General features: G+C 57.9%; 23 protein-coding genes. 13 read left to right on the forward strand and 10 right to left on the reverse strand.

Going from position 1 to position 24,352, the window contains the following annotated elements; genetic code table 11:
- Positions 1 to 49 precede the first annotated feature (49 nt).
- Positions 50 to 1,996 carry a threonine--tRNA ligase gene (gene thrS / locus AC33YF_RS03205; protein ID WP_491775758.1) on the forward strand — a complete coding sequence of 649 codons (1,947 nt, stop codon included), beginning with the start codon at positions 50 to 52 and terminating at the stop codon, positions 1,994 to 1,996.
- Between the two features lie 24 nt (positions 1,997 to 2,020).
- Here the strand turns inward: thrS and AC33YF_RS03210 are convergent, their stop codons facing one another.
- Positions 2,021 to 3,298 carry an RgsD C-terminal domain-containing protein gene (locus AC33YF_RS03210; protein ID WP_491775759.1) on the reverse strand — a complete coding sequence of 426 codons (1,278 nt, stop codon included), beginning with the start codon at positions 3,296 to 3,298 and terminating at the stop codon, positions 2,021 to 2,023.
- 191 nt (positions 3,299 to 3,489) lie between these two features.
- On the opposite strand from AC33YF_RS03210, the gene AC33YF_RS03215 reads away from it, so the two are divergent.
- Positions 3,490 to 4,062, forward strand: a complete 573-nt coding sequence (locus AC33YF_RS03215; RefSeq protein ID WP_491775760.1) for a nitroreductase family protein — start codon at positions 3,490 to 3,492, stop codon at positions 4,060 to 4,062.
- Between the two features lie 78 nt (positions 4,063 to 4,140).
- Positions 4,141 to 4,737: a flavin reductase family protein gene (locus tag AC33YF_RS03220; RefSeq protein ID WP_491775761.1), complete on the forward strand. Its 597-nt coding sequence runs from the start codon at positions 4,141 to 4,143 to the stop codon at positions 4,735 to 4,737.
- On the opposite strand, the gene AC33YF_RS03225 is transcribed toward AC33YF_RS03220, so the two are convergent.
- Positions 4,734 to 5,504 (reverse strand): NAD kinase, encoded by a 771-nt coding sequence (locus AC33YF_RS03225; RefSeq protein ID WP_491775762.1) that lies wholly within the window; start codon positions 5,502 to 5,504, stop codon positions 4,734 to 4,736. The genes AC33YF_RS03220 and AC33YF_RS03225 overlap by 4 nt on opposite strands.
- A gap of 179 nt (positions 5,505 to 5,683) precedes the next feature.
- On the opposite strand from AC33YF_RS03225, the gene cutA reads away from it, so the two are divergent.
- From cutA to AC33YF_RS03245, 4 genes are all read left to right on the forward strand, one after another.
- The gene (cutA, locus tag AC33YF_RS03230) at positions 5,684 to 6,022 is read left to right on the forward strand and encodes a divalent-cation tolerance protein CutA (protein ID WP_491775763.1); all 339 of its coding nucleotides are present in this window, start codon (positions 5,684 to 5,686) and stop codon (positions 6,020 to 6,022) included.
- A gap of 11 nt (positions 6,023 to 6,033) precedes the next feature.
- Positions 6,034 to 7,527: a glycerol kinase GlpK gene (gene glpK, locus AC33YF_RS03235; RefSeq protein WP_491775764.1), complete on the forward strand. Its 1,494-nt coding sequence runs from the start codon at positions 6,034 to 6,036 to the stop codon at positions 7,525 to 7,527.
- Positions 7,528 to 7,674: 147 nt separating this feature from the next.
- On the forward strand, positions 7,675 to 8,463 hold the full coding sequence (locus AC33YF_RS03240; protein WP_491775765.1) for a leucyl/phenylalanyl-tRNA--protein transferase: 789 nt from the start codon (positions 7,675 to 7,677) through the stop codon (positions 8,461 to 8,463).
- Between the two features lie 300 nt (positions 8,464 to 8,763).
- Entirely contained in the window at positions 8,764 to 10,917 is a 2,154-nt protein-coding gene (locus AC33YF_RS03245) for a SulP family inorganic anion transporter (protein WP_491775766.1), read from the forward strand.
- On the opposite strand, the gene AC33YF_RS03250 is transcribed toward AC33YF_RS03245, so the two are convergent.
- The 3 genes from AC33YF_RS03250 to AC33YF_RS03260 form a co-directional block, all read right to left on the reverse strand.
- Positions 10,914 to 11,306, reverse strand: a complete 393-nt coding sequence (locus AC33YF_RS03250; RefSeq protein ID WP_491775767.1) for a DUF3307 domain-containing protein — start codon at positions 11,304 to 11,306, stop codon at positions 10,914 to 10,916. The two genes, AC33YF_RS03245 and AC33YF_RS03250, sit on opposite strands and share 4 nt — an antisense overlap.
- Before the next feature lie 47 nt (positions 11,307 to 11,353).
- Entirely contained in the window at positions 11,354 to 13,570 is a 2,217-nt protein-coding gene (locus tag AC33YF_RS03255) for a CHASE2 domain-containing protein (protein WP_491775768.1), read from the reverse strand.
- 151 nt (positions 13,571 to 13,721) lie between these two features.
- A complete protein-coding gene (locus AC33YF_RS03260; RefSeq protein WP_491775769.1) occupies positions 13,722 to 13,985 on the reverse strand; it encodes a hypothetical protein in 264 nt (87 codons plus the stop codon).
- Between the two features lie 403 nt (positions 13,986 to 14,388).
- Between AC33YF_RS03260 and AC33YF_RS03265 the strand changes: the two genes are divergently transcribed.
- Together AC33YF_RS03265 and AC33YF_RS03270 are read left to right on the forward strand one after the other, a co-directional pair.
- Positions 14,389 to 14,760 carry a M48 family metalloprotease gene (locus AC33YF_RS03265; protein WP_491775770.1) on the forward strand — a complete coding sequence of 124 codons (372 nt, stop codon included), beginning with the start codon at positions 14,389 to 14,391 and terminating at the stop codon, positions 14,758 to 14,760.
- Positions 14,761 to 14,962: 202 nt separating this feature from the next.
- Complete coding sequence (locus tag AC33YF_RS03270) at positions 14,963 to 15,787, forward strand: quinoprotein dehydrogenase-associated putative ABC transporter substrate-binding protein (protein ID WP_491775771.1); 825 nt, start codon at positions 14,963 to 14,965, stop codon at positions 15,785 to 15,787.
- 2 nt (positions 15,788 to 15,789) lie between these two features.
- Here the strand turns inward: AC33YF_RS03270 and AC33YF_RS03275 are convergent, their stop codons facing one another.
- Positions 15,790 to 17,121 (reverse strand): ABC transporter substrate-binding protein, encoded by a 1,332-nt coding sequence (locus tag AC33YF_RS03275; protein WP_491775772.1) that lies wholly within the window; start codon positions 17,119 to 17,121, stop codon positions 15,790 to 15,792.
- A gap of 225 nt (positions 17,122 to 17,346) precedes the next feature.
- Here AC33YF_RS03275 and AC33YF_RS03280 point away from each other — a divergent pair, with 225 nt between their 5' ends.
- The gene (locus AC33YF_RS03280) at positions 17,347 to 18,009 is read left to right on the forward strand and encodes a DUF7847 domain-containing protein (protein WP_491775773.1); all 663 of its coding nucleotides are present in this window, start codon (positions 17,347 to 17,349) and stop codon (positions 18,007 to 18,009) included.
- A 109-nt stretch (positions 18,010 to 18,118) separates the two neighbouring features.
- Here AC33YF_RS03280 and pqqE read toward each other — a convergent pair whose 3' ends face one another.
- Genes pqqE through pqqC form a run of 3 tightly spaced genes read right to left on the reverse strand, consistent with a single transcriptional unit; the run spans position 18,119 to position 20,392 of the window.
- Positions 18,119 to 19,351 (reverse strand): pyrroloquinoline quinone biosynthesis protein PqqE, encoded by a 1,233-nt coding sequence (gene pqqE / locus AC33YF_RS03285; RefSeq protein WP_491775774.1) that lies wholly within the window; start codon positions 19,349 to 19,351, stop codon positions 18,119 to 18,121.
- Between the two features lie 4 nt (positions 19,352 to 19,355).
- Positions 19,356 to 19,658, reverse strand: a complete 303-nt coding sequence (pqqD, locus tag AC33YF_RS03290) for a pyrroloquinoline quinone biosynthesis peptide chaperone PqqD (RefSeq protein ID WP_491775775.1) — start codon at positions 19,656 to 19,658, stop codon at positions 19,356 to 19,358.
- Positions 19,658 to 20,392: a pyrroloquinoline-quinone synthase PqqC gene (gene pqqC / locus AC33YF_RS03295; RefSeq protein WP_491775776.1), complete on the reverse strand. Its 735-nt coding sequence runs from the start codon at positions 20,390 to 20,392 to the stop codon at positions 19,658 to 19,660. The genes pqqD and pqqC overlap by 1 nt, the downstream gene beginning before the upstream one ends.
- A 384-nt stretch (positions 20,393 to 20,776) precedes the next feature.
- On the opposite strand from pqqC, the gene AC33YF_RS03300 reads away from it, so the two are divergent.
- Together AC33YF_RS03300 and AC33YF_RS03305 are read left to right on the forward strand one after the other, a co-directional pair.
- The gene (locus AC33YF_RS03300) at positions 20,777 to 21,181 is read left to right on the forward strand and encodes a LysR substrate-binding domain-containing protein (protein WP_491775777.1); all 405 of its coding nucleotides are present in this window, start codon (positions 20,777 to 20,779) and stop codon (positions 21,179 to 21,181) included.
- Between the two features lie 59 nt (positions 21,182 to 21,240).
- Positions 21,241 to 22,749, forward strand: coding sequence for a sodium:solute symporter family transporter (locus AC33YF_RS03305; RefSeq protein ID WP_491775778.1), 1,509 nt, complete (start codon positions 21,241 to 21,243; stop codon positions 22,747 to 22,749).
- A 31-nt stretch (positions 22,750 to 22,780) separates the two neighbouring features.
- Here the strand turns inward: AC33YF_RS03305 and AC33YF_RS03310 are convergent, their stop codons facing one another.
- On the reverse strand, positions 22,781 to 23,494 hold the full coding sequence (locus AC33YF_RS03310) for a hypothetical protein (RefSeq protein WP_491775779.1): 714 nt from the start codon (positions 23,492 to 23,494) through the stop codon (positions 22,781 to 22,783).
- Positions 23,495 to 23,643: 149 nt separating this feature from the next.
- Between AC33YF_RS03310 and AC33YF_RS03315 the strand changes: the two genes are divergently transcribed.
- Positions 23,644 to 24,348 carry a TVP38/TMEM64 family protein gene (locus AC33YF_RS03315; protein ID WP_491775780.1) on the forward strand — a complete coding sequence of 235 codons (705 nt, stop codon included), beginning with the start codon at positions 23,644 to 23,646 and terminating at the stop codon, positions 24,346 to 24,348.
- The last annotated feature ends 4 nt before the right edge of the window (positions 24,349 to 24,352 follow it).

The following is a 24,352-nucleotide window of genomic DNA, read 5'->3' on the forward strand; positions in this document are numbered from 1 at the left end:
CAATTCCGTCTTACCTGCGCCGGTACGCAGGAGTGAGAGGAGAGACACGATGATTTCCCTAAAGTTTCCGGATGGTTCCGCACGCGACTTCGAATCTGGAGTCACGGGTGGTGATGTTGCGGCCTCCATTTCAAAATCGCTCGCCAAAAAGGCCGTAGCGATGGTGATCGATGGAACGCTTCGGGATCTCTACGACCCGATTGAGGCCGACTCCGAAATCCGCATCGTTACGCGGACAGACCCTGAGGCTCTGGAACTGATCCGGCACGACGCTGCCCATGTCATGGCTGAAGCGGTCCAGGAACTCTATCCAGGTACACAAGTGACGATCGGACCCGTGATCGAAAATGGCTTTTACTACGATTTCGCGCGCGACGACCCTTTCACGCCGGAGGATCTGCCAAAGATCGAAGCAAAGATGCGCGAGATCATCCAGCGCGACTCGCCGTTTTCATACGACCTGATGGAGCGCGAGACGGCGAAAAAGATGTTTGGCGAGATGGGCGAGGACTACAAGGTCGAACTCATCGACGCGATTCCTGAAGGCGACGATATCAAGATTTACTCGCAGCGCGAGTGGTTCGACCTCTGCCGTGGACCGCACATGACGTCTACGGGCAAGATCGGGAAGGCCTTCAAGCTCCAGAAGATCGCGGGCGCCTATTGGCGAGGCGACAGCAACAATCCCATGCTTCAGCGTATCTATGGCACGGCATGGGCGACCGAGGATGACCTCAAGGCCTATCTTCATATGTTGGAAGAGGCGGAGAAGCGGGATCACCGCCGCTTGGGCCGCGAAATGGACCTGTTTCACTTCCAGGAGGAGGCGCCAGGCGCTGTGTTTTGGCATGCCAAGGGCTGGTCGCTATTCCAGTCGCTCATTGGCTATATGCGGCGGCGACAGCAGGCGTGGGGCTATGTCGAGGTGAATTCGCCCGACATGATGGAACGGACGCTTTGGGAAGAGTCCGGGCACTGGGAGAAGTTCCAAGAGAACATGTATATAGCCGAGACGCCCGACGACCGCGTGTTCTGCTGCAAACCCATGAACTGTCCCGGCCATGTCCAGATCTTCAAGAACGGCCTGAAGAGCTATCGCGATCTGCCTCTGCGCATGGCCGAATTCGGCAAGGTCCATCGTTACGAGCCGTCCGGCGCCCTGCATGGTTTGTTACGGGTCCGCCACTTCACCCAGGACGATGCGCATATCTTTTGCACAGAAGATCAAATTACGGAAGAATGCGTGAAGCTCAACGAACAGATGCTGTCCATTTATCGCGATTTCGGCTTCGAGGATGTACGGATCAAATTCTCTGATCGTCCCGATAAGCGTGTCGGCGAAGACGCTGTTTGGGATAAAGCCGAGGCTGCGCTGAAGCGTGCCGTAGAGGCTGCCGGACTGACATACGAACTGAATCCCGGCGAAGGGGCCTTCTATGGGCCCAAGCTGGAGTATGTCCTGCGGGATGCGATCGGACGCGACTGGCAGTGCGGAACCATTCAGGTGGATCTGAACATGCCAGAGCGCCTCGGCGCCTATTACATCGGCGCCGATGGAGAGAAGACGGTACCGGTCATGATCCATCGCGCCATGTTTGGTTCGTTGGAGCGCTTCACAGGGATTCTTGTCGAGCACAATGCTGGGCACCTGCCGCTGTGGCTTGCTCCAACGCAGGTCGTCGTGGCGACAATCGTTTCTGATGCGAACGGCTACGCCCAGACCGTTCTGGAGCGGCTAAAGGCGGCCGGCCTGAGAGCGGAAGCGGACCTTCGCAATGAGAAGATCAACTATAAGGTTCGCGAGCATTCGGTGGCAAAGGTGCCGATCATCTTGGTTGCCGGCAAGCGCGAGGCGGAGGAGGGGTCAGTCTCAGTGCGCCGTCTTGGGTCGCAAAAGCAACAAGTGATGAGCCTCGACGATGCGATCGCGACGATTACGGCTGACGCAGTTCCACCGGACACAAAGACGTCGGATGACACAGCGAAGGCGGCGTAGTGCGATGAAGTATCGCAAGCTGCGCTAGCGCGTGGGCCGCAATAGCGCGCCGGGATTGAGCAGTGGGGCGTTGGGGTCCGCGGGTTTTGCTGCCCCAAATGCGCCTGACGGCGATTGGCCGGCGAAACCGCTCCCGCCAGGGAGGGGCGGCGGCGGCGGTTCAAGCAAGACCTGCAGTTCTTTCGGCGGCGTGGGCCCGTCTGCGATCGCTACCTCAATTTGTTTGTCGTTCCCGGGTTCGATCGCGAACTTTCGCGAGTAAGATTTTCCGCCATGCCTGGCGATCACCGCGTAGCTTCCTGCGGCCAGAATATGAGTCGGCAGCGCGCCCACATTCTTCTTCACCGTGTCCCCGGTTGATGTGAGTACTTGCCACTCGGTGCCCGCCAATGCTTCACCGCCTCGGCGCTGCACAAGGCGGAATGTTATCTTCGCGCCAGTATGCTTGATCGTCGCCTGGGTGATGCGTCCTGGTTCGACGGTCACGTCGACACCGACATTGGCGTTGGCATCTCCATACAGGCTCCTAATGTGGTACGCGCCTGCGTTCAGGCGTACGACCTTATTTGGCTTCGCATCCGCCAGAATGGTCTCACGCTTCCCAAATTGATCGCGCTCGTCCGACTCAATATCGAACTCGACCTCGCCATCGGGACATTCCGTACCGTCGGCGAGTACGGCTTTTAGCTTGAGACCGCCCGTATTGAGGACGAACGTCTCATCGTCCATTTCGGCTCCGTCGACCTTGATCTTTTTGGTGAGATTGGACAGGCCGTATGCTGCGTTTACGAGATACTCGCCCGGCAACAACGTTGTGGACGGCGCCGCCTCTCGGTGTGTGCTGATCAGTTCGAAGCCGCCATCCGCTTCGGCCTTGGCACTGAAGATTCGCCAAATCAGACCCGAGCGGAGGCGTGGCCCCCCCTCGGTCGCCAAGGCGTGGAATGAAATAGAAACCGGCTCGACCGGTGGTGGGGGTATTGGCGCTGGCGGCGATATTTGGATGATGCTTTCTGCGGTGTGCTCGCGGCTGGCCTTGTTGGACTTAGAGACGGCGGACTCGCTGCGCACGGTTTCACGGGATTTGGCAGGAGCAGCGGACGTTCGAGGCGGCATCGCCGATGCGGGGCCGTTTGGGTCTGATAAAGTTTTTCGCGGTACTGTCGTCGCGGAGCCTTCGGCCTCAATGACGGAAGGTTGCGAATCTGGCGTGGTAGTTTCTTCGGCCGCCACTGGTGAGGCGCCCAAGACAAGCACGGACAAAAGCAATAGCTTTCGTGCCGTCAGAACCTGTCCCCGCATACCGATTCTCTTCCAGATGTCTCTGCCCCGCCGGATCAGTATAAGCTTAACCGACGCTTCACACTCGTAAATTGACCCGGAATAAGGCCGATTTTTGGAGAACGAGTTGGGCGCGCACATCCGTTCAGTCCTGTTGTTGGTGCACGCATTTCACGATACACACGCGACTGTAAGCCAATAGAATCCAAAGAATGCCAAAACCAGCGATTGAACATTTGCTCACACGGCGATCAGTCTTCGCCAACACTCTTGGGGAACCTGGTCCAGATTCCGCCCAACTCAGCCAAATCTTGACCGCGGCGGTCCGGGTTCCGGACCACAAAAAGCTGGCTCCGTGGCGGTTTATCCTCTTCCAAGGCGAAGACCGCCAGGAGTTCGGACAGCTCCTGGTGGAAATCTGTCGCCGCGAGCAGCCAGAGCCCAGTGCAGTTCGCCTAGAAATGGAAGCGAAACGATTCTTGCGCGCGCCACTGGTCATCGCCGTCGTTTCGCGCATCAAGGAGCCGTCTCCGGTGCCGGAATGGGAGCAGATACTGTCGGCTGGGGCCGCCTGTCAGAATCTGATCGTCGCAGCCAGCGCGCTCGGTTTCGGGGTTAATTGGATTACAGAGTGGTGCGCCTACAGCCCGGGCGTGCAGCAAGCGCTTGGCTTGCAACAAAACGAGCGAATCGCAGGCTTCATCTATATCGGGACCGCGGCCGTGAAGCCCGATGAGCGGCCCCGTCCGCCGCTCGAGGAGGTCGTCTCGGCTTGGAATTCGTGATAGCGGTGCGACCTTACGGTTCGGGCTTAATGCCAGATTGACCTTGAGCTGAGTTGGACCGGCCCTTCGGAAGGCTTCATGTTCTACGACGCAGTTTCCAATACGCATGGACTGGACCAAGATCCCTTCATGGCGTTAATCAGCCCACGGCCTATTGGCTGGATATCCACGCTCGACTCGGATGGCGTCGTAAATCTCGCGCCCTACAGCTTTTTCAATGCCGTTTCGACTAATCCTCACTTCGTGATGTTCTCGTCCGGTGGGCGCAAAGACAGCCAGCGGAACGCTGAAGAAACCGGTGAGTTTGTCTGCTCGCTGGCAACATTTGAGCTGCGCGACGCGATGAACCGCACATCGAGGCATGTTGAACCCGATGTGGATGAAATGGCCTTGGCCGGACTTAGTCCCGCACCGTCCAACATTGTCGCGCCGCCCCGCGTCGCGGAGTCGCCTGTTGCTTTTGAGTGCAAGTATTGGCGGACAATCGAGCTTCCCGGGGCCGAGGGCGAACCGGGAAACCACGCCATTGTCTTGGGGCACGTCGTCGGTATTCACATCGACGACGCCGCGTTGATCGACGGTCGGGTCGACATCACCAAGCTGCGGCCGATTGCCCGCCTGGGCTACCAGGACTATGCGGTCATCGATCAGGTCTTCGAGTTAGGCGGGTCTTAGTAGCCGAACTGTTCGGCTAAGATGCGTTCGGCAAGGGTGTGGCCAGGATCGAACATCATAAAGATGTTGACGGCGCTTGCTTCGGCGATTTCGACGGCGACCACATTTCTGAACTCAGTGTGGTCGGCCACGGCGCTGACCGGGCGCTTTTCCGGCTCAAGGACCTCTATGAGAACGCAAGCGTCGTTTGGCAGTAGCGCGCCACGCCAGCGTCTGGGCCGAAACGGGCTGATTGGCGTGAGAGCCAGGAGCGGCGCGGTGATTGGCAAAATGGGTCCGTGAGCTGAGAGGTTGTAGGCGGTGCTGCCGGCAGGTGTAGAAACGAGCACCCCGTCGCAGATGAGTTCGCCCATGCGTGTGGTTCCGTCGACAGCAATTCTGAATTTTGCCGCTTGGTGAATCTGCCGGAATAACGACACCTCGTTGATTGCCAGTGCCTCGTGCGTCTGTCCTTGTTCATCGCGCACCTTCATGCGGAGCGGATGGATGACCGTGATCTCCGCTGCGGCGAGGCGCTCTCTGAGCCGATTTTCCTTGTAGTCATTGAGGAGAAAACCCACCGAACCCCGGTTCATCCCGTAAATCGGGATGCGGCTGTGAAGGTGATTGTGCATGGTCTGAAGCATCAGACCGTCGCCCCCAAGCGCAACGATTGCATCGGCCTCCTCGGTCGGCGCATTGCCATAGCGCTTAACGAGAGCGGTGTACGCGTCTTCCGCGTCTCGCGTCTCGCTCGCGACAAATGCGATCTTTTCGAACTCGCTCATTTTTGATCTATCGCGCGACCGACCAGCCAGTGAAAGAAGCCACAATAAAGCTGCGCTGTTAATTTCCTGCAAGTGCCTCTTAGCACAGACTCTTGCAAGTGCTTGTCATCAGTATCTGTGCTTTGCTTAACGTGTGACAGTGTCGAAACGTCTCTTTAGAAGCGCGATTGGGAGAAATCATGAGCGAAATCGACTTGCCGGTATTGATTTACTCGACATTCCCCAGTCTAGACGAGGCTAAGCGCATAGGCGGAGCGCTTGTCGACGCGAAGCTCGCTGCCTGCGTAAACGTGTTTCCTGGGATGGTCTCCATTTATGAGTGGGAGGGTGCCCGCGAGACGGCCGAGGAGGCTGCCATGATCATCAAGACCCGCGCTGAGCTAACGGAGCGCATCGTCGACAAAGTCAACGAGCTACATCCCTACGATGTACCGGCGTTGCTGGTTTTGCCCACGCAAGGAGGAAGCGCCGAGTATTGCGCGTGGATTGTTCAAGAGACCCAGGGAACAACAGTATAACGAGGTGTGTCATGGGATATGTGCTGGCCATCGATCAAGGCACCACGAGCACACGCGCGATCGTTTTCGATGCGTCCGGTCGGCCAGGAGCGTCAGCAGCACGGCCGTTGCAACAATTCTTTCCGGAGCCGGGTTGGGTAGAACATGACCCGCGTGAAATCTGGAGGGCTGTCTGTGAGGTCGCTCAAGCAGTCGTGGGTGACGTTGGCGCCGAGAATATTGCTGCGCTCGGTATCACCAACCAACGCGAAACGACCGTCGTTTGGGATCGAGCGACCGGAGACCCATTGCACAACGCAATCGTATGGCAGGACCGTCGCACCGCACCGCTTTGCGACAAACTCGAGCAAGAAGGGTGGGGCGCCCGTGTCAGCAATACGACGGGTCTGCTCATTGACCCCTATTTCTCAGCGACGAAGCTGGCGTGGCTCCTAGCCAACGTGCCCGGTCTTCGCGAGAAGGCAGCCCGGAACGAAGTCTGCTTTGGAACAATCGACAGCTTCCTGCTGTTCAAGCTGACGGGCGGCGCATTGCACGCGACAGACGCGACAAACGCAGCGCGCACAATGCTGTTCGATATTGGGAAAGGCCAATGGGACCCGGCGCTGCTCGAGCGTCTAGATATCCCCGCCGGCATCTTGCCCGAGGTACGCGACAATCGAGGTGACTTCGGACTCGCGATCGCGGATGCATTTGGGGCTGCTCTGCCAATTCGTGGGATGGCGGGCGATCAGCAAGCCGCCGCAAAGGGTCAAGCTTGCATCTCTCCGAGTATGACTAAGGCGACTTACGGAACAGGCTGCTTTGTCGTTGCCAATACGGGGACTAAGGAGACCAAGTCGGTTAACCGCATGCTGTCGACCGTTCTGTGGCAACTCGATGGTACGCGCGCCTTCGCGTTGGAGGGGTCGATCTTTATGGCGGGCGCGACTGTTCAGTGGCTGCGGGACAATCTCGGTCTGATCGCAGAGGCGTCTGAGAGTGAAGATCTCGCAAGAGAGGCAAATCCGGACAGCGGAGTCTACATCGTGCCAGCTTTTCAGGGGCTCGGGGCGCCAATCTGGGATGCCGGTGCACGCGGCGCGGTCGTTGGCCTATCTCGTGCGTCGAACAAGGCCGATATCGTTGCAGCGGGCCTCGAGTCCGTTGCTTTTCAGACGCGTGATCTGCTCAGCGCGATGCGGGGCGACATGGCGGAAGCGGGAATCGGCGAAACCGACATCCTGAGGGTCGATGGCGGGATGACCGACAACAGCTGGGCGATGCAACGTCTGGCGGACATTCTTGGTGAGGCTGTCGAGGTCGCGCCGATTCCGGAAACAACAGCACTTGGTGCGGCCTATTATGCAGGCCAGGCCGCTGGCGTTTACGGCACCGACGAGGAGCTTGCGCAGTATTGGGCGCCAGCCCGGCGCTATGAGCCAATGATGCCGGATGCCAAGCGAGAAGCACGCTACAGCGGCTGGCTTGAGGCCGTGGACCGAGCGCGCAGCCGGGAAGCTTAAGCAGCCCACTTTATTCAGCAGGCGCACGATTTTGGAACTCACGCGCGCGTTAACGCCTTGGGAATCCTTTGCAGGCAAGCTTGGCGCGAGAGCTGGTGGCCAGTGAGGGCCACCGGCGCGTCTTCGAGTATTGCGTTGGAGTTGTCCGTGTCTGTGAGGCAAAGCGTTCTCAAGCAGGTCTCAGATAGCCTTGTTTCGGCAGGGCTCTATAGCAAGCCGGCAGCGCTGGCATTGCTTGCAAAACAGTTCGTGGGCTTCGGTCCGCGTTTGCCCGATCCTGAGCGCGCGCTGCGTGAGCCGGAAGGGCTCGTTTCTCGCTGCCCGACTCTCGATGTGCCCACAATGGTCGCGGCTTATGCAAAAGGGCTCTATCCCCAAGATAAGAAGTGGTGGGCTCCGGACGAGCGCGCCGTGTCATTCCCCGAGAATGTACGAATATCTCAGCGAGTTTGGCGTCTCCTAAGAACGCAGGCTTACGGCGTGACATTCGATGCAGACTTCGCAGCGGTGCTTCGCGGTTGTTCGCCTGAGAAGGACATTCAGGATGCATTCATGGCTTTGCATCACGCAGGGTACGCGCATTCCGTTGAGTCCTGGGACTTCAGGGGTCGTCTTGTTGGCGGCGTCTTCGGGCTGGCAATTGGTCGCGCATTCTTCGCTGAAGGCATGTTTACGCGAGAGCGGGATGCGGCCAATGTCGGCTTCATCACTTTGAGCTGTCATCTCCAACATTGGGGTTTCACCCTGAACGACGGCAAACGCATGCGTGGCCACCTCAGTCAACTGGGCTTTGTCGCGGTCCCCCGCTTTGCGTTCAACGGCCTAGTATCCAAAGCGGTGCTTCATCCGACCCGACTTGGAAAATGGAGTGTCGAGACGGGGCTCGATGCAGCACGTTGGAACCCGCAATACGCTGGCACGGGCAAGGCAAAATAGGGATCGCGTTGCGGTCGCGGTGACGCCTAGCTGGCGCGCAGCTGGCTTACCAAGATGGGCGCATGCGTCGTTGTGGCATATGACGGGACAGTTTAGGGAGGTTCATGAGTTGCATCGGCGCGCTGCTTCGTGACCGGGAAATCTTGGTGGAAAGCGTTTTTGCTTGCATTGTCGCATCGCACAGCCATGATCGATCCCAATTCAACCCTGTGAATTCCCGATACGCCTTTGTCTTTACTGGAAAATTTTGCGCCTAAGCGCCCGCCCAATATTGACGTCGCGACGCTCGGGCGTGACGCCATGGCGGGGACGATCTCGGCGATCGTCAACATCGCCTACTGCATTTCATTTAGCGCACTGATTTTCCAGGGCTCTATTGCCGCTGGTTTTCCATTGGGTCTCGCTGCGCTCATCATGGGAACCATGGTGACTGGCGTTGTGGTCGCGCTGACCACGACGCTCGTTCCCGCCGATGCAGGCCCGGATACGCCCGCCGTCGCTGTTATGAGTGTGTTGGCCACCACGGTGGCAGCAGGGCTTGCCGCAAAGGGTGCGGATACCGAGACGATGATCATCAATGTGATGGTGGCCATCACGGTAAGCACCTTTCTAACAGGTGCCGTTCTGTTTGGGTTGGGCGGCCTTAAGCTCGGCCAATGGCTGCGCTTCGTTCCGTTCCCCGTGATTGGTGGCTTTCTGGCCGCATCGGGATTTCTCCTCATTACCGGCGGCGTGGAAGTTATCACAGGCAGCAATCTGACACTGTCGCCCTCGAGTTGGGCGATCGTGGCCGATATGCGTTATGCCCCGCAGATCGCTGTGGGACTGGCCTTTGCGCTCTTTATTGTGCTGCTTAAGCGCTGGATGGACGACTATCTGACGCTGCCCATCGCCTTCTTTATTTTCCTTGTTGTGCTGAACGTCATTCTCTTGTGGTTCGTGAACGATCCGGAGACTCAAGCGAATTGGTATCTGGCGGCGGTTGGAGCCTTGCAGCTCTGGTGGCCCATAGAGGCGGTCGCAACGCATGATATCGATTGGGGCGTCATGGCACTCAGCAGCGCGGAGATAGGGGCTGTGTGCGGCGTGACCGCGATCTCGATGCTGCTCGACGTCTCAAGTCTTGAGGTCGCCCGACAGAAATCGGCTGATCTCGACAAGGAGTTTCGAACAAACGGCTTTGCCAACGTACTGGCGTCTGTCCTTGGCGGCGTCGCGGGCAATCTGTCGCTGAACAACAGCCTCCTCCTGCAGCAGGCTGGCGCGGTTACGCGCATCAGCGGCGTTTCGGTGGCGATCGTTTGTGGTTTGGTCCTCTTCGCTGGCGCCGATATCGGCAGTTTCGTACCCAAGGCGATTCTCGGCGGGATGCTGGCCTACCTCGGTACGATGATATTGATCGAGGCTCTGGTGCGTTCGCCGGCGCAGCGATCCCAAACCGACCTCGCACTCGCCATCGCAATCGCGCTCGTCATTCTCTATTTCGGGTATTTGGTGGGCGTGGTTCTGGGCGTTGTCGGTGCGTGCCTGCTTTTCGCGCTGTCGTACAGCCGGATTGGCGTGATCCGGCGTCACCTGACCCGCTATGAACTTTCGAGCAGCGTGGACCGGTCGCCAGAGCAGACGCGCCTACTTCAGGAGGAAGGCAAGCGTGTCCATGTCTTCTGGCTGTCCGGCTTTATCTTTTTTGGATCTTCGAACGGGCTTTTTGAGCGCATCCGGCGCGAAATCGAGGGGCAGAAAGAAAAGCCTGTCGGTTACATCGTTCTCGACTTTAGTGCCGTACAGGGACTCGACACATCGGCAGTTCTGAGTCTCGTCAAACTCCGCAACTACTGCGAGGAACGAGATGTAACGCTTGTCTTCAGTGGGCTGAGCGATGCTATGCATGCTGCATTCTTGGGCGCAGGTTTCTTCGGAGCGGACAGGCCGCACCAGGCGTTCGCGACACGAAACGAGGCGGTCGAGTGGTGCGAGGACATGGTGCTGCTGTACCATGAGGTCGGTGAGGCATCGTCTCATACATTTGAAACGTGGCTTCAGAGTGAGCTTGGCGGCGACATCACCTTCGAGCGTGTTGAGCCCTACATGACGCGTCGAGAGTTGGAGAGCGGCGTTGTCCTCTTCAAGCAGGGGGAACCATCCGACTCTGTTGTTTTCCAGGCCTCGGGCTGTGTCGCAATTACGATTAGCGGTGAGTACGGACGGTCTATCCGCTTGCGGCGCATGTTGGGGCACACCGTTGTGGGTGAAATGGGGTTCTATAGAAACGTCCCACGCGGCGCGAACGTGGTGGCTGAGGGCGCGAGCGTTGTCTATATCCTGACTCGCGAGGCCTTTGACACAATGCAGGAAGAGGATTCTGCGGCTGCGGCGGCTCTTCACAAGCTCATCATCCGGCTCCTATCCGACCGGCTCGAGTTCGCAAACCGAGAGATCTCGGCGCTGCACTAGCTAGCGGCCCAGACGAGCACCGCAACTATTCCCAAATAAGTAAGTCCGTGCAGCAGCTGGTCGATTCCGAGCGCATGCCAATACACCGCCGTTTGTGGTGTCGCGTGCGTACGTTGGCCGAATTGCTCCTTCGCCCAGTCCACATGGTAGTGAATAACGAACTCGCCCGCCGCGATCCCGAGGGCCAATAGTAGGGATGCGGGCGCCAGCAGCAGATACACAAGCGGTGTCAGCGCCACATGAATACCGGCGTGGAGAAAGCCGCCCGGATGACCATATTTGCCCTTGTTGCAGTACTGATATGGGGTCTGGAAAAAGAAATCGGCAGCGGTGTGCTTGAGCATTAAGACGGCGACCGCGGCGAGAGAAAGAATAGTGAGGTTAGGCATATTTGGATTCGATGTTGAAGAGTTGGCATGACGACCAACGGCAGGAGTTATTTGGATGTCGCTTCTGCAGTGCCGTCCCAGTTCTCCGGCGGTGGTGTGGATCGGAAGGCAGCGATGCGATCGCGATAGAGCGTGTAAAGTCCTGACAGATTCTGAACACCGATCGCTTCGCACTCCCTTAATAGCGTTTCAGCACCGTCCCAGTCCATTGCTCGGTACTTGGCTAGGAACTGCTGGTGCTTGGCTGACAATGTCTTGAACGTATCGCTTTGCAAGAATTTGTCGTCGCCCAGGAGGGCGAAAATGCGCGTGGCTTCTGTCTTTCCCTTTACCTTCAGTAGGTCGAGTTCAAGAAAGGCAAAATTTGTGGCGCGAGCCGCCGTTTCTTCACCGGCGATGACGACAAGATCATATGTTTTCGATTGGCCCTCGAGTCGAGATGCGATGTTCACGTTATCGCCGATCACCGAATAGTCGAAGCGCGTTTCCGAACCGAGGTTGCCTACGCAGCAAAGACCGGTGTTCAAGCCGATACCGAGCTTCACCGGCTTAAATGGCCGGCCAGCCGCCTTTGCGGCCTTTTCCCACCGATCATTGAGAACAGCCATTTCATCGACCATACGACGAGCGGCTGCACAGGCATGATTTGGATGTTCGGGGTCGTTGAGGGGCGCGTTCCAAAAGGCCATTAGGGCGTCACCCATAAACTTGTCGATGGTCCCTTGCTCGTCCAATATGATGTTGCTGAGCGGTGTGAAGAGTTCGTTGAGAAAGCGGGTCAACTCCTCGGCGTCCAGACCTTCAGACAGGGTCGTAAAGCCGCGAACGTCGCTGAACAGAAGCGTCATGTCGCGGGTCTCACCGCCGAGCTTTAGCCGTCCGGGTTCTTCAGCCAGCTTCTCAACTAGCGCGGGGGCCATGTAATGCGAGAATGCATGGCGTACGCGATTGCGCTCGCGCTCGGTCCGCAAGAAGACGAAGGACGAGCCCGTCAAATAGATCGCTGTTAGCGCTATGGTTGGATAAACGGGATCGACCAACCAGCCCCAACTATTGAATGCATGCCAAGAGAGCCAGATGACAAACCCGACGGCGAGCGCGCCGAGGACGGCACTGCCGAGCGCGCCGGCTCTGTAGATCAGCACCGCGATAAGTAGTCCGAGTACAAGGATGTAGAGCAGTTCCGCAGGGGTCGCGAAATCAGGCCGCATAAGATAGTTGCCGCGAATGATTTGCTCCACGGCTTGCGCGTGTAATTCGACACCGGGTACCGAGGCTTCAAGAGGGGTCGCACGAAGGTCCAGGAGCCCCGCGGCGCTCGTGCCAACCAGCACGATCCGGCCGCCTAGCTCCTCAGCGCCCAGCTCGCCGTTGAGCACTTTCCAGGCCGGTAAATAGCGATCGCGAGTCTGGGGCGAAAAGTGGAGCCACATTTGACCGTTCGCGTCTGTGGGAATCTCGAAGTCGCCCACGCGTACCTTCACGATTCCAGTCTGCTCCCCGAAAGCCTTCTCGCCGCTCGCGCCGGAGGACTTGACGACGTAGGTCGATGCGCCTTGGGCGACGCGCAGGAGTTCGGCGGCGAACGATGGGTAGAGCGTTTCATCCAGGGTTACGACGATGGGCATTCGGCGGATGATTTGATCGTACTCGGGAACCCAGTTCAGGGCGCCTGCACCAATTGCAGCATTCTGCAGGTCCGCGAGGCTCGATGTCGCGCCTGGATAATGGGGTGCGAAGAGACGGGGATCGTCACCGCCGTAGGAAATACCGGACTTGGTTTCCGGTAAAGCGCCTTGGTTCATGGGCGAGGCGATGAAACCCATAACAACTGGCGCGGTACCAATTGCTTTGGCGAATATCTGGTCATTGGAGGGCAGTTCGTCGAGCTCTGTCCTAAGCTGGGAGAGTTGGTCAGACTGCGGCCAGAACTTGACTGCGTTGGCTGGCGACATTCGATCGGGTTCTGGGAAGACTATATCGAAGCCGATCGTGGCGGCGCCAGCGTCGCGCAACTTTGCCAAGAGTTCGCTGAGGATCGTCCGGGGCCACGGCCATTGACCGATTCTCTTCAGCGACTCCTCGTCGATATCGACGATACGAACGGGCAGCGCTGGGTCGTATTGGAGGGGAGCGAGGCGCTGATAAGAGTCGAAGACGAGCGCTCGGAGACGTGCGACAGGTGTCGGATCCCACACGCGCAGGACTAGAGACGCCAGAATCGCGGCACCGATAATGAGGCTATACAGAAGCCGTGGACCCATGCCGCTCTTCGTTCCGTCTTACGTCAGCCGGGCGTGGGGCCCGAAGCGGCCTGAACCTATCGGTTGACGCTGGCCTGTCAATTGGCGCGGCGAAGAACGGAGCTGTCGTCCCAAAAAAGAAACGCCCCAGTTTGGGGCGTTTCAGCTGTCGTTAGTCCGGGAACCGATTTGGACGCAGATTGCGCCAAACAGCTTCGGTTTCGGTGTCGAGACTCTTTAGGAACCGGTCTTGTCTCGCCTGTGATGTGGTCGTTCTACGCTTAGTCACCGTGATGCCGTTAGAATAGCGGGGGTCCTCTACCGCGCGAACCTTGCTGCGGTCGGCAAGGACTGTATCGCTGCTGGCGGCAAGGACCGCTACACCCAAAACAAGGCCAAACACGCATAGGCTCAACTGTTTCAGCATCTCGGTCATCATCATCGGATCCTCCAGGCAGAATTGCTCTGATTCGCGGATTCTGGCTCTCCAGAGATATGGTAGTGTACGAGTTTGGGTTCAATGAGCGCTCGGCCTAGCAATAACGTAGTGTTTATCGTGCTGCCTCGGTTCTTCCGCTAATATCGGACGGATGCGTCATTTGAAAGGGCCGGTGAGACGGCCGCCCAGTTCTAGGGGCGCTGGGCCAGATGAAATTACTTACACTCCTCTGCGGCTCCGGGCTCTCCTGGAGGCCGTGCTTCTCGCTGCGGCGACCACCTGGTTCTTTGTTGAACTATCGTCTCCAGCGAAGGCAGGACGTTTTCTTCCGGAGGTTGCAAACCCTTACTGTGACGTCAGGACCTACAAGCTTCGTGGTGTTGCGGAGCAAGCGTCGTCAATGACAGATCGCCGTGGGCGTCCCGTTATCGTCGTGAATGCGTGGACACTGCGCGACAAGCCCAACTACAGCCGATTTCTCTTGGCGCATGAGTGTTGTCACCACACGCTCGGGCATGTCACCAATGCCAAGAAAGGTATGGGGCACGTTGGACCGCAGGCCTTCTATTATGTTGCCCCTGAGCTCCGACGCTTAGAACTCGAGGCCGATTGTTGTGCCGTCCGTCTGCTGCGAGAGCGTCGGGAACAAGCCGGTATCGACGCTGGAGCCGAAGCAATGTCCGAATTTGGCGATAAGCCGACTGGAGCCTACTACCCGACAGGTGCTGAACGGGTCGAAAACATCCGTAAGTGTGCCGCGATCAGCCCATAGCGGTTGGCCTCAGAATGAGCATCGTGAAAGACAGGCTCAGGCGCCTTATCTATTGCGGATGGGGATGAGCTTTGCTCATCCCTTTTCTGATGATCGATTTTTCATCAAGGAGCAGGGAAGCACGCGCTTTGGAGGAGCACGGTTGGGCGTAGGTCAGTTAAGGACAATGCAGTCGAGCCGCCGGTTGACCAGCGCAGTTTGGATGACCGTAGCCCTCGTCGCGGCGGTTCTGTCCTGTGTTGTGCAGGTGAGAGCGGACAATGAAGGTTCGCTGCGCGTTTGTGCCGACCCCAACAACCTGCCGTTCTCTAACCAGAGGGCGGAGGGGTTCGAGAACAAACTGGCCGAGCTCATTGCAGATCGACTGGGCCGCGAGCTCGCCTATACGTGGTTTCCAGAAAACACAGGCTATGTGCCCAATACGGTCGGGGAAAACGCCTGTGATATCGTCATGGGCTATGCGCAAGGGACGGGACTTATCGAGGATACGAACCCCTATTACTACGCATCCTATGTTCTTATCACGCGGGCTGATGATGCCGATCTAAGCCACATAGCCTCCCTGTCCGACCCGCGCCTCAAATCGAAACGAATCGGGCTTGTGGCGCGTACGCCGCCAGCCAGCATTCTCACGATGCGTGGCCTGGGGGCAAATGTGACGTCGTTCGATGTTCGCTCCCGAGATAGTCAGACAGCCGTCGCCCAGGAGATCATCGCGAAAATTGCGTCGGGACAGCTCGATGCTGGTCTGCTGTGGGGACCGATCGGCGGATACTACGCGGCGATAGCCGATGTTCCGCTTACGGTGGTGCCGCTCGTGAACGAACTTGCGGGGCCGGCAACATTCTACGGAATAACGCTTGGTGTTCGGCCCAACGAACCCCAGTTCAAGCATCAAGTTAATAGGATTCTGGCAGAACACGCAGACGAGATCGTCTCGATCTTGGAGGACTACAACGTACCGGTTCTCGATGAGGACGGAGAAGTTGCTGCCGCGGATAGCAGTTCTGCTTCTTCGAGCCCTTAATTCTACATCTTGCAGATGCTCTCAGGCTCGTCGATGCCGAGCGTGTCGACCTCAATCTCCGGATGGCTCGCGTGTGGGAAGCCCCTTTGCGGTGACACAGAGACCGGAACCTTATCGGTCGCGATGAGGATCGGCTGCCGGAATTGGCCGTCCCAAGGTCGGAACTGCTGCTTGATCCCCTTAAACGGTGCAAGCTGCAGGTCCGGACCGCGAATGAATGCGGACACTGTTTCAAAGTCGTTCTTCGGCTTACGCGTCACCGCTTCGCCGATGGTTCGTGTTGCCACATAGGCCATATGGTCGATGGGCAGCTTCAGCCGTTTATTCATCTTCTCAAAATTGTTGTTGGCCTGGGTAGCGCCCCATTTTTCATGACCGGGGCTCCAGGTGGTCGCAGTCAGTCCTGTTGTGCCGGCCACGATCCGGGGCTTACCGCCGCCGCGATACGGCATGAGAGGGGCGAAGAGCTGGTTCTCGTCGGCAACCACGATGACGTCGTAATCAGCAGAAACAACAATCTCACCGCTCGCATTTGCTTCTTTATGCGGTTTCTCAGGCGGGATGGGTCCAACGCCGTCGCGTCGGCCTCCGGACACGTCGATATACTCGCGAACATCCACAAGGTTCCCGCCAAATCGCTTTGCCGCTCGTGCGATTGCATCACGGTAAGCCACATCTGCTTCAGTAGAACCGTGAACGACCAACCAGTTCGTCCAACCCATTTTGACGAGGTATTGAGCGAGCGCGTCAGCGAGCATGTAACGGTCTGGCACGACGTGCATGACATTCGCGCGGCAGTCTTCTTGGCGCAGTGAGACGTCTTCTGCACGAATGTTGAATAGAAGAATGTCTTTGTCTTTCGCCCAGTCGGACAATTTCAGAAGAGTTGGCGTCGGGACATCGACAACAATGTAGTTGTGTCCTGACTCATGCAGTTTCTTGAGGCCCTCGACCGCCTCCTCCGGTGAAGATGCGCTCTCGACATTCAAAGCGTAGAGATGCCCCATGAAACGGCCGCCGGCATTGTTCTCGACAATTCCCATCTCGGCGCCAGCGATCCCCGAATTGTCCGGCTCGACGTCGAGGCGCGACGCCGGCCGCGGCTCCGAGAGCTTCTCACGAATGTAGCCGATATCGACGGGCATTAATGGCGGGGACTGCGGCACCTTTATCGCAACGCCGCCTTTAGGTCGATCGTGGGCTGATCCGTTGTCGGCAGCCCAGGCAGGCCCTGCGCTGAGCCCGAGTAACATAGCCGCAACGCATGCTGCAGTAAGGCGCAGACGTTCCAGAAGCTTTTTGATCCGCATTTTGTGACCTTGGGCGCCGGTCATTCGTTTCCTCACAGCCCAGTCTGCCCCTAGCCGGCGGCTTCTTCAGGGGACGGCCGGGTTTTTTCACATGGTACAAATGGCAATAACGCCATGGCAAGTTGGAAACCACTGCGGGTAAGTTGGGCAATGCATGAGGAAAATTCATCCCGTCCGCGAAATCATGTAGTTTGAGCAGGAATCGAGATCCGACCCGAATCAGATGCTCAAAAATGATAGGCTCAGCCAATGAATTTCTCGCCCGGCGACGCAATTAAGTTTGGTTGGGAGACGTTCAAGCAGCGTCCCTGGTTTTTCATTGGCGCGATGATCATCCTGGCGATGGCCAATATCGCTGTCGGTATCATCACCGGCGCTGTTGATAGTGCAGCCGGTGGGTCGTTTGAGGAGCCGACACTTCTTGGAAATCTCGTCAGCTACCTGCTCGGTGTACTTATCAGCATGGGGCTAACGGCGTTTTTCCTTGCCGCACATGACAACCCTCGCGGGGTCGACTTCGCAACGCTTTGGCACCCCAGCCCCTATTGGAAGTTTTTTGGGACTTCCGTTCTCGCATCACTGGCCGTGGGCATTGGGTTCCTGCTTTTGATCGTCCCGGGCCTGATCGCTATGGTTCTTTTCATGTTTTCCACGTTTCTCGTTATCGATCGAGGGCTTGGCCCGATTGAGGCGTTGAAAGGCAGCATAGAGATGACCCAAGGGAACCGCTGGACACTGTTTGGGTTCATTTTACTCTGTATGCTGATTATTTTTGTCGGCGTGCTGGCGCTGGGAGTCGGTCTCCTCGTGGCTGTGCCTATAGTCGGGCTTGCCTTCGCTTATGCCTATCGGCTTCTGTCGGGCGGTGGCAGTCCACAGATCCAGTCCATGGACTCGGGCCTCCAGGCCTGAGCTGTTTTGTCCTCAAAATTAACCGGGTTTGCGCTGATCAATAGAGAAAGGCGTCCCAATGGGGCGCCTTCCGAAAAGATCTCTTTTGTCGTCTATGCGGCCTGGCTCATTACTCGGCCGGTTCGAAGACCTCTCCGTGCGCCTTGCTAACTTGCGCGGCGTTACGCGTATTGCGGTAGACGAACGCAGTCGCGGGCTTTGCCGCTTCGGCCTTGGCAAGATTGACCATCTCGTTGTGATAGGGCGAAAGCGAGCAAGCGGGGTCGGTGTTGCGTGGGTCCTTGCTGATGGCCATGGCCTGGCAGCGGCAACCACCGAAATCGACTTCCTTGAAAGCGCAGGACTTGCAGGGCTCCTTCATCCAGTCAGTGCCGCGGAAGGCATTGAAGGCATCCGAGTCCATCCAGATGTCGAGAAGCTTCTTATCCCGGACGTTATCGAAATTGAGCTCTGGGATACTCTCTGCTGCGTGGCAGGGGAGCACCTTGCCGGCGGGTGTGATGTTCATAAAGCCCTTGCCCCAGCCGCCCATGCACGGCTTCGGGCGCTTCGCATAGTAGTCTGGGACCACCATGTCGATCGTCAGTACGCCCTTCAAGCGCTCGCGTGCTGCCTCGACGTACTCGATAGACGCGATTGTCTCTTCGTAGGTCGGGATCAGCGCGGCACGGTTTAGCAAAGCCCAACCGTAATACTGCGCGTGCGCGATTTCGATGCGCTGCGCGCCGAGCTCCACAGCGACGTCGATGTAGCGTGGTACGTTGTGGATGTTGTGGCGATGGATCGGGGCGTTGATCGTCAGTGGCATGTCGAGTTCCGTGACCCAACGCGCGAACTCAAGTTTCTTCTCGAGCGCGTTCTTAAACGCGCCGATACGCTCGGCGCCGCCCGGGTCAACGTCCTGAACCGAGACTTGAACGTGATCGAGCCCCAGCTCCTTTAGCTTTTCGAGCCGTTCCCGCTTCACGTTCACGGCAGCGGTGATCAAGTTGCTATACAGACCGGCGTCCGCTGCGGTTTTTACGATCTCCTCGAGGTCCTTGCGCGCTGTAGGCTCGCCCCCGGACAAGTGCACTTGCAAGATGCCCATTTCACCGGCTTGGCTCATCACGGAGCACCACTCTTCAGTAGTCAGCTCATTCTTTACGCTCTCCAGCTCGACCGGGTTTGAGCAGTAAGGACACTGCAGTGGGCAGCGATGGGTCAGTTCCGCGAGCAAACCCACAGGGGCAACGGCGCAAAGGATGGCAGACTCTTCACGGTCGCCAATGACACCTGTGGTCGGCTCGTCATCGACGGCAATTGAGTCGACATGTCCGTCTATTTTGAGGTCCTCAGTCATTGCACTATCCCTTGATGTATCCTTTGTCGGCCAAATCTTGGAGCAGTTCGACGACGTCACCGGCAATCACGTCGACAGGCGCCGAATACTCTTCGGCCAGTTTGGCGGCGATATCGTCCACCGAACGCTCTCCATCGCAAAGTTTCAGCACCATTACGGCGATCGCGTCCGGCGTCAAAATGCGTTCTGGCGCAAGCAGCACCCATCGGTCTCGACCTGGGTCGTGACGGAGTTTCAAGTACCGCGGCATGATCGGCTTTGTCGTCCGATCGACGACAAGCCGGGTGGGCCGCTTGACCGCAGGCATTAGGCTTCGTCCGGAACGAAGGCGCCGGGTGGGATCATTCCTGGCTCGACATAGGCGAGGTAGAGCGCATCGAGCTGAGCCCACAACACGTTTGTCTTGAAGCGAAGCGCGTCCAGAGCACCTTGTTGTGCCTCAGGCGTCCTGGCGTTCTTCTTTACGTACTCAAGAGCGAAGTCGGCATCTCGTGGCGCCTGGGTGAGGCGGCGCTTGAAATACGCCATCACGTCGTCGCTGATGAAGTCGTAGTTCTCCAGCATGCCGGAGATCCGCGCCTTGTGAATGTTGGGTGCGAAAAGCTCGGTCAGAGAGGAGGCAACCGCCTCAACAAGGGTCTTGTCGCGCACGAAATTGACATAGGCCTCAACGGCGAAAATCGTTTCGGGCAGAGCGCCCTTCCGAGACGTGACGTAATCGCGGTCTAGACCAAGTCCGTCCGTGAGCACGAGCCAGCGTTCGATGCCGCCTTCTTCGTCGCCTTGGCCGTCGTGGTCGGTAATACGATGGATCCACTCGCGTCTTAATTCGCGATCATGGCAGCGGCTCATCAGAGCCGCGTCCTTCCGCGGGACAGCGGACTGGTAACAGTAGCGGTTGAGCGCCCAAGCCTGCACTTGGCCCTTATTCAACTCCCCGCCATGTAACAGCTTATGAAACGGGTGTTTGTCATGGTACTGCACGGCGCCGATGGCGCGCAGTTCTGCCTCAAGCTCGTCAGGACTAAGGATCTTGGTCACGGGCCTACTTCCTCGCTAGGTTTTCTCTGCTGGCGCTTCTTGATGCCGCCAAAGGACGGATTCCTGCTGTATAGATGGGAATAATCCCGAAAAAAGCTATGCTTCATTCATGAATACCGGCTTGAACCCTCATTAAGAACATCTGAACTCGGTGGAGGTCGCGGCAAGTCAGGCCGCTCCGTATTCTTGCGTTTTATGGCGACACGTCCGCCATTTTGCGCGTGCTTTTCATCAATGGGCGCCCCAAATGGTCTGGCCAACGATAGCATGATAAGAGGACCTTCAACTTGGTGGTTACTTCATAATCAAGCTGTATCGTCAATGGTCTCTCTAAGACAGTTGCGCTGTTTGGAGGCGCTGGCCGCGCCGACCAATGCGGGCGTCGTGTCCGCAACCCAAGATATGTTGTCGGAAGACCGGCTGCTGCTTTTGGAAGAAGGGCATTGCCTGAGAGATCAAGCTTTGTCCTACTGCCACATGATGACAGCGGACTTGCGCCAGAGTTTCGGGGCTTCCAGCCTCACCACGATTATGCAGATGGTTGCAAATGACTATGGCGTGACCTTGTTGCCGGAGATGGCGGCGGCGATCGAAGTTCATCCGAGCGACCACATTCGGCTGTTGCGTTTTTCGGCGCCCGAACCAAAGCGCGAGATTGGACTGGCTTGGCGCAAAAGCTCGCCTCGAAAATCGGAATTCGAGCAGCTGGGCGGATTGCTGCACGATGCGGCGCTGTCGCGGCGAGAAAACGATGGAGCGACGGCCCAGAAGGGAGGCCCAAAACGCTAAGTACACAGCTTTCCCTTCTGATGGCATCGCTGCTGTTTGCACGGTCAGGACTCGTGCGAATGACGCGACCGCTTGCCGATTTCTTCGCAGCAGGTCGCCTCATGCCGGCCCTATTCAACAGCGTTGCCATTGCAGGCTCCAGCGTTGCGGTACTCGTCTTTGTGGCTGGGGCTGGCGCTATCGATTTTGCATGGCAGGGCGTGACGCTTCTGCTGTCGGGCGTGGGGCTCGGGCTTGTCGCAACAGGCTTGCTCCTTGCGCCTTACTTGCGTGGTTATGGCGGGTTCACTTTGCCGGATTTCCTCGCCGAGCGGTTCAGTGCTGAGACAATGCGGCCCCTTGGCGCGTTGGCCGTTCTTCTTTGCTCGTTTCCCGCGCTTGCCGCCGTGCTCCTTGGTCTCGGCGTGATGGGACAGGCGACGCTGGCTTTGCCTGTCTGGATCGGCATTGCAGCGGGTATCGTCATGATCCTCGTAGCGACCTTCATCGGCGGTATGCGTTCGCTGAGCCTGTCGCAACTCTCATACTATGCCGTGATGTTGCTGGCAGTCCTTGTCGCCGTGCCCACTGTACTTTGGCAAACAGGCTCCTTCGCTGCGACCGACACACTTATCGTGGATGAAGTTATCCCTTCATTCGCTTGGCAGCTTTTCGGTCAAACGAGCCCAATCAACTCGTTTGCGCTGTTCTTCTGTCTGGTAACAGGGTTCGCCTCCATGCCGTACTTGCTGATGCGTAGCTTCACGGCACCAGATCCGGGTGATGCCAGAGCCTCATATCTGGTTGCTCCTATCTTCCTTTTTCTCCTCCTGGCAGGAGCGCCGGCGCTCGCCGCTTTGTACGAACCGGCTGTTGTGGCCGACGGCGAGGTGCTGTCTATGATTGCGCAGGCGGTTCTTGTTGTAGCAGCAACATCTGCTCTGCTTTCGACTGGTGCTGGGCTGACCTTGTCGATCGTGAACACGATGGCTCACGACGTATATTTCAAGGGCGCTGCGCCCAACGCTTCGGTACGTCAGCAACTCCGCCTGGCCCGTTTGCTCTTAGTTGTGGTCGGACTCCTCGCTGGCGCCGTGGCACTGCTATGGCCTCGGGAAACTTTGATTGGTGCGGCAGCAACGTTGTCTTTGGCCGCTAGCGCCTTCTTACCAGTTCTTGTGCTGGGCATTTGGTGGAAGCGTTTGGGTAGCGACGCAGCTTTGGCCGGCATGGTCGCAGGCCTCGTTGTGTGCGTCTTCTACATGATCGCACCTAGCGCATTCCCAATTGTCTTCTACGAATCGTCGAGTCTTCTGTCGGATGCGACGGGGATGCAGGCGGCGGCGTTTGAAACGTTGCGTTACGACTACCATGCAGCGAATGATTCTGTGGCGCAGGCAGCCGCGCTCGCGGAGTGGAGAGAATCTGCCCGACCAATAGCCAATTGGTTAGGCGTTCACAGCTCCCTGGCAGGGGTGTTCGCCGTGCCAGTCGGCTTTCTAGTCATTGCGCTTGTCGGATTTTTTGCGCCTGCGTCATCGACTAGGCGGCAGCGCTTCTTTGAGAGCCTCCGGACGAAGACCGTTTAAGCGCTATAGCGGGTCTAACGCCGCGTCGCACCTATCGCTGTTTCTTGGTGGCGGACTTGGGCGGGGGCGGGCCACCGAGCAGCCGAAAGCTATCTCGGAAGCGTAGCGCGCTCGCGCTGGTCGCGTGCCCCTTAGGGCCGGCAGAGATCAGCATGTAAACCCGATCGCCATTGGCGACCATCGTGACTAAATGGTTGAGCTTGCCTCTACCGTCTTCGGCTTTTGCTTCAAAGCCCGGGCGCCTGTCGATGCTGAGTGGGGTTTTGCGGCGTATCTTTGCGTCACTGCCTTTCGCGTAGCCTGAGACAATCTTTTCGAAGTAATCCCTATCCGGTGGGTTAGGCGCGCGCCCTTCGGGGTACTCAAATACGACCAGGAAATAGACTGTGTCCTTGCCCGCTTCGACCTTAAACTCGTGGTGAAGCAGGGGGTTCTGGCCAGGTACGGGAGTACTGTCGGCTTCGGGCTTCTCCGTTACGCCCGGAAAAGAGACAACAAACCCTAGCTTAGGGTAGTGAAACTCTTGCCAGCTCGAGTCGGCGGCAGCCTGATCTTCGGAGGTGGCGTTTGCTTTCGCAGCAGCTGGCGCGCTCGCGGTAACGACGAACATCGCGATTATCGCGCTCAGCATTGTGGTTGTGAACGTAGGCCGCATCGACTGCTTGTAACCTCCAAGAAACATCAACAATCCTCGAAAACCGCCGCCCCATCGGACCTGCCCGTGGACCACAAAAATGGTGCTCACGCAAGAGGGCAGGGAAGGTTGGCCTAAACATGGAGGGGATATGAAAAGGTCGGAATACGGCGTATCCACCTGCGACGGCGTGGTGACGCGCGCGGGGCGATTGAGCTGCACTGTCGTTTTCGGTCATGCAATTACCCTATGGACGGGCGATGATCCGAGATCGTCACAAAGCGATTCGAATTGCGCTTGCTAGCCTCTGCGCACTAGCGGTCGCGCTTGTCACGGCGCTGGCCATCACCGTCTCGCTGTCGGATTTCGATCTGCAGCAGAGCCTCCCATCGCTCGACAGCTTTGGCCCTGCCGCAATCGTTGTTCTTCGGTTCCTTACAAGTCTTGGGTGGATCGTACCCACATCGCCCCTTTTGATGGCGGCTGCCGCCACGGAGGGTGTGATGCTCGGAACGCTCTATGTTCTAATCGGTGCGCAGCTCGGTGCTCTGGCCGGTTTTCTCATCGGACGGCATTTCGGTCGCGACTTTGTGGAGCGTCCCGGCTGGCTTGATCCAGTGTGTGAGACGCGCGTAGGTCGTTGGCTCCTCGACGAGAACACGTGGCAATCGCAACTGATGCTCGCTGTATTTCTCAGCCGACTTATTCCGGGGCTCAACATGGACGCGCTGAGCTATGTGGCAGGCATTACCGCGCTCAGCGTCTGGCGCTTCTTTCTTGCTAGCTTTACTGCGCTGCTGCCTTACACACTGCCGCTTGTCGCCGCGGTACAACAATTGGTGGCGTTTGGCTCGGACACATTGGCGATCGCCGTTATTGCACTTGTTGCGCTCAGTGCCTTGGTTGGCTTTTCAAGGAAGCGGTCCGCCCGAGCAGAGGCTCGGGCAAGACATAGTCGAACCTAAGGGT

It is taken from the genome of Methyloceanibacter sp. (assembly GCF_058506495.1).

Coding starts and splice junctions, on each gene's coding strand:
- AC33YF_RS03260 (WP_491775769.1), bottom strand. CDS start 13,985: ATGACCGAGATGCTGAAACAGTTGAGCCTATGCGTGTTTGGCCTTGTT.
- AC33YF_RS03215 (WP_491775760.1), top strand. CDS start 3,490: ATGCCAAAACCAGCGATTGAACATTTGCTCACACGGCGATCAGTCTTC.
- AC33YF_RS03280 (WP_491775773.1), top strand. CDS start 17,347: ATGAATTTCTCGCCCGGCGACGCAATTAAGTTTGGTTGGGAGACGTTC.
- AC33YF_RS03275 (WP_491775772.1), bottom strand. CDS start 17,121: ATGACCGGCGCCCAAGGTCACAAAATGCGGATCAAAAAGCTTCTGGAA.
- glpK (WP_491775764.1), top strand. CDS start 6,034: ATGGGATATGTGCTGGCCATCGATCAAGGCACCACGAGCACACGCGCG.
- cutA (WP_491775763.1), top strand. CDS start 5,684: ATGAGCGAAATCGACTTGCCGGTATTGATTTACTCGACATTCCCCAGT.
- thrS (WP_491775758.1), top strand. CDS start 50: ATGATTTCCCTAAAGTTTCCGGATGGTTCCGCACGCGACTTCGAATCT.
- AC33YF_RS03255 (WP_491775768.1), bottom strand. CDS start 13,570: ATGGGTCCACGGCTTCTGTATAGCCTCATTATCGGTGCCGCGATTCTG.
- pqqD (WP_491775775.1), bottom strand. CDS start 19,658: ATGCCTGCGGTCAAGCGGCCCACCCGGCTTGTCGTCGATCGGACGACA.
- AC33YF_RS03220 (WP_491775761.1), top strand. CDS start 4,141: ATGTTCTACGACGCAGTTTCCAATACGCATGGACTGGACCAAGATCCC.
- AC33YF_RS03245 (WP_491775766.1), top strand. CDS start 8,764: ATGGCGGGGACGATCTCGGCGATCGTCAACATCGCCTACTGCATTTCA.
- AC33YF_RS03250 (WP_491775767.1), bottom strand. CDS start 11,306: ATGCCTAACCTCACTATTCTTTCTCTCGCCGCGGTCGCCGTCTTAATG.
- pqqE (WP_491775774.1), bottom strand. CDS start 19,351: ATGACTGAGGACCTCAAAATAGACGGACATGTCGACTCAATTGCCGTC.
- AC33YF_RS03315 (WP_491775780.1), top strand. CDS start 23,644: ATGATCCGAGATCGTCACAAAGCGATTCGAATTGCGCTTGCTAGCCTC.
- AC33YF_RS03225 (WP_491775762.1), bottom strand. CDS start 5,504: ATGAGCGAGTTCGAAAAGATCGCATTTGTCGCGAGCGAGACGCGAGAC.
- AC33YF_RS03305 (WP_491775778.1), top strand. CDS start 21,241: ATGACGCGACCGCTTGCCGATTTCTTCGCAGCAGGTCGCCTCATGCCG.
- AC33YF_RS03265 (WP_491775770.1), top strand. CDS start 14,389: ATGACAGATCGCCGTGGGCGTCCCGTTATCGTCGTGAATGCGTGGACA.
- AC33YF_RS03270 (WP_491775771.1), top strand. CDS start 14,963: ATGACCGTAGCCCTCGTCGCGGCGGTTCTGTCCTGTGTTGTGCAGGTG.
- AC33YF_RS03210 (WP_491775759.1), bottom strand. CDS start 3,298: ATGCGGGGACAGGTTCTGACGGCACGAAAGCTATTGCTTTTGTCCGTG.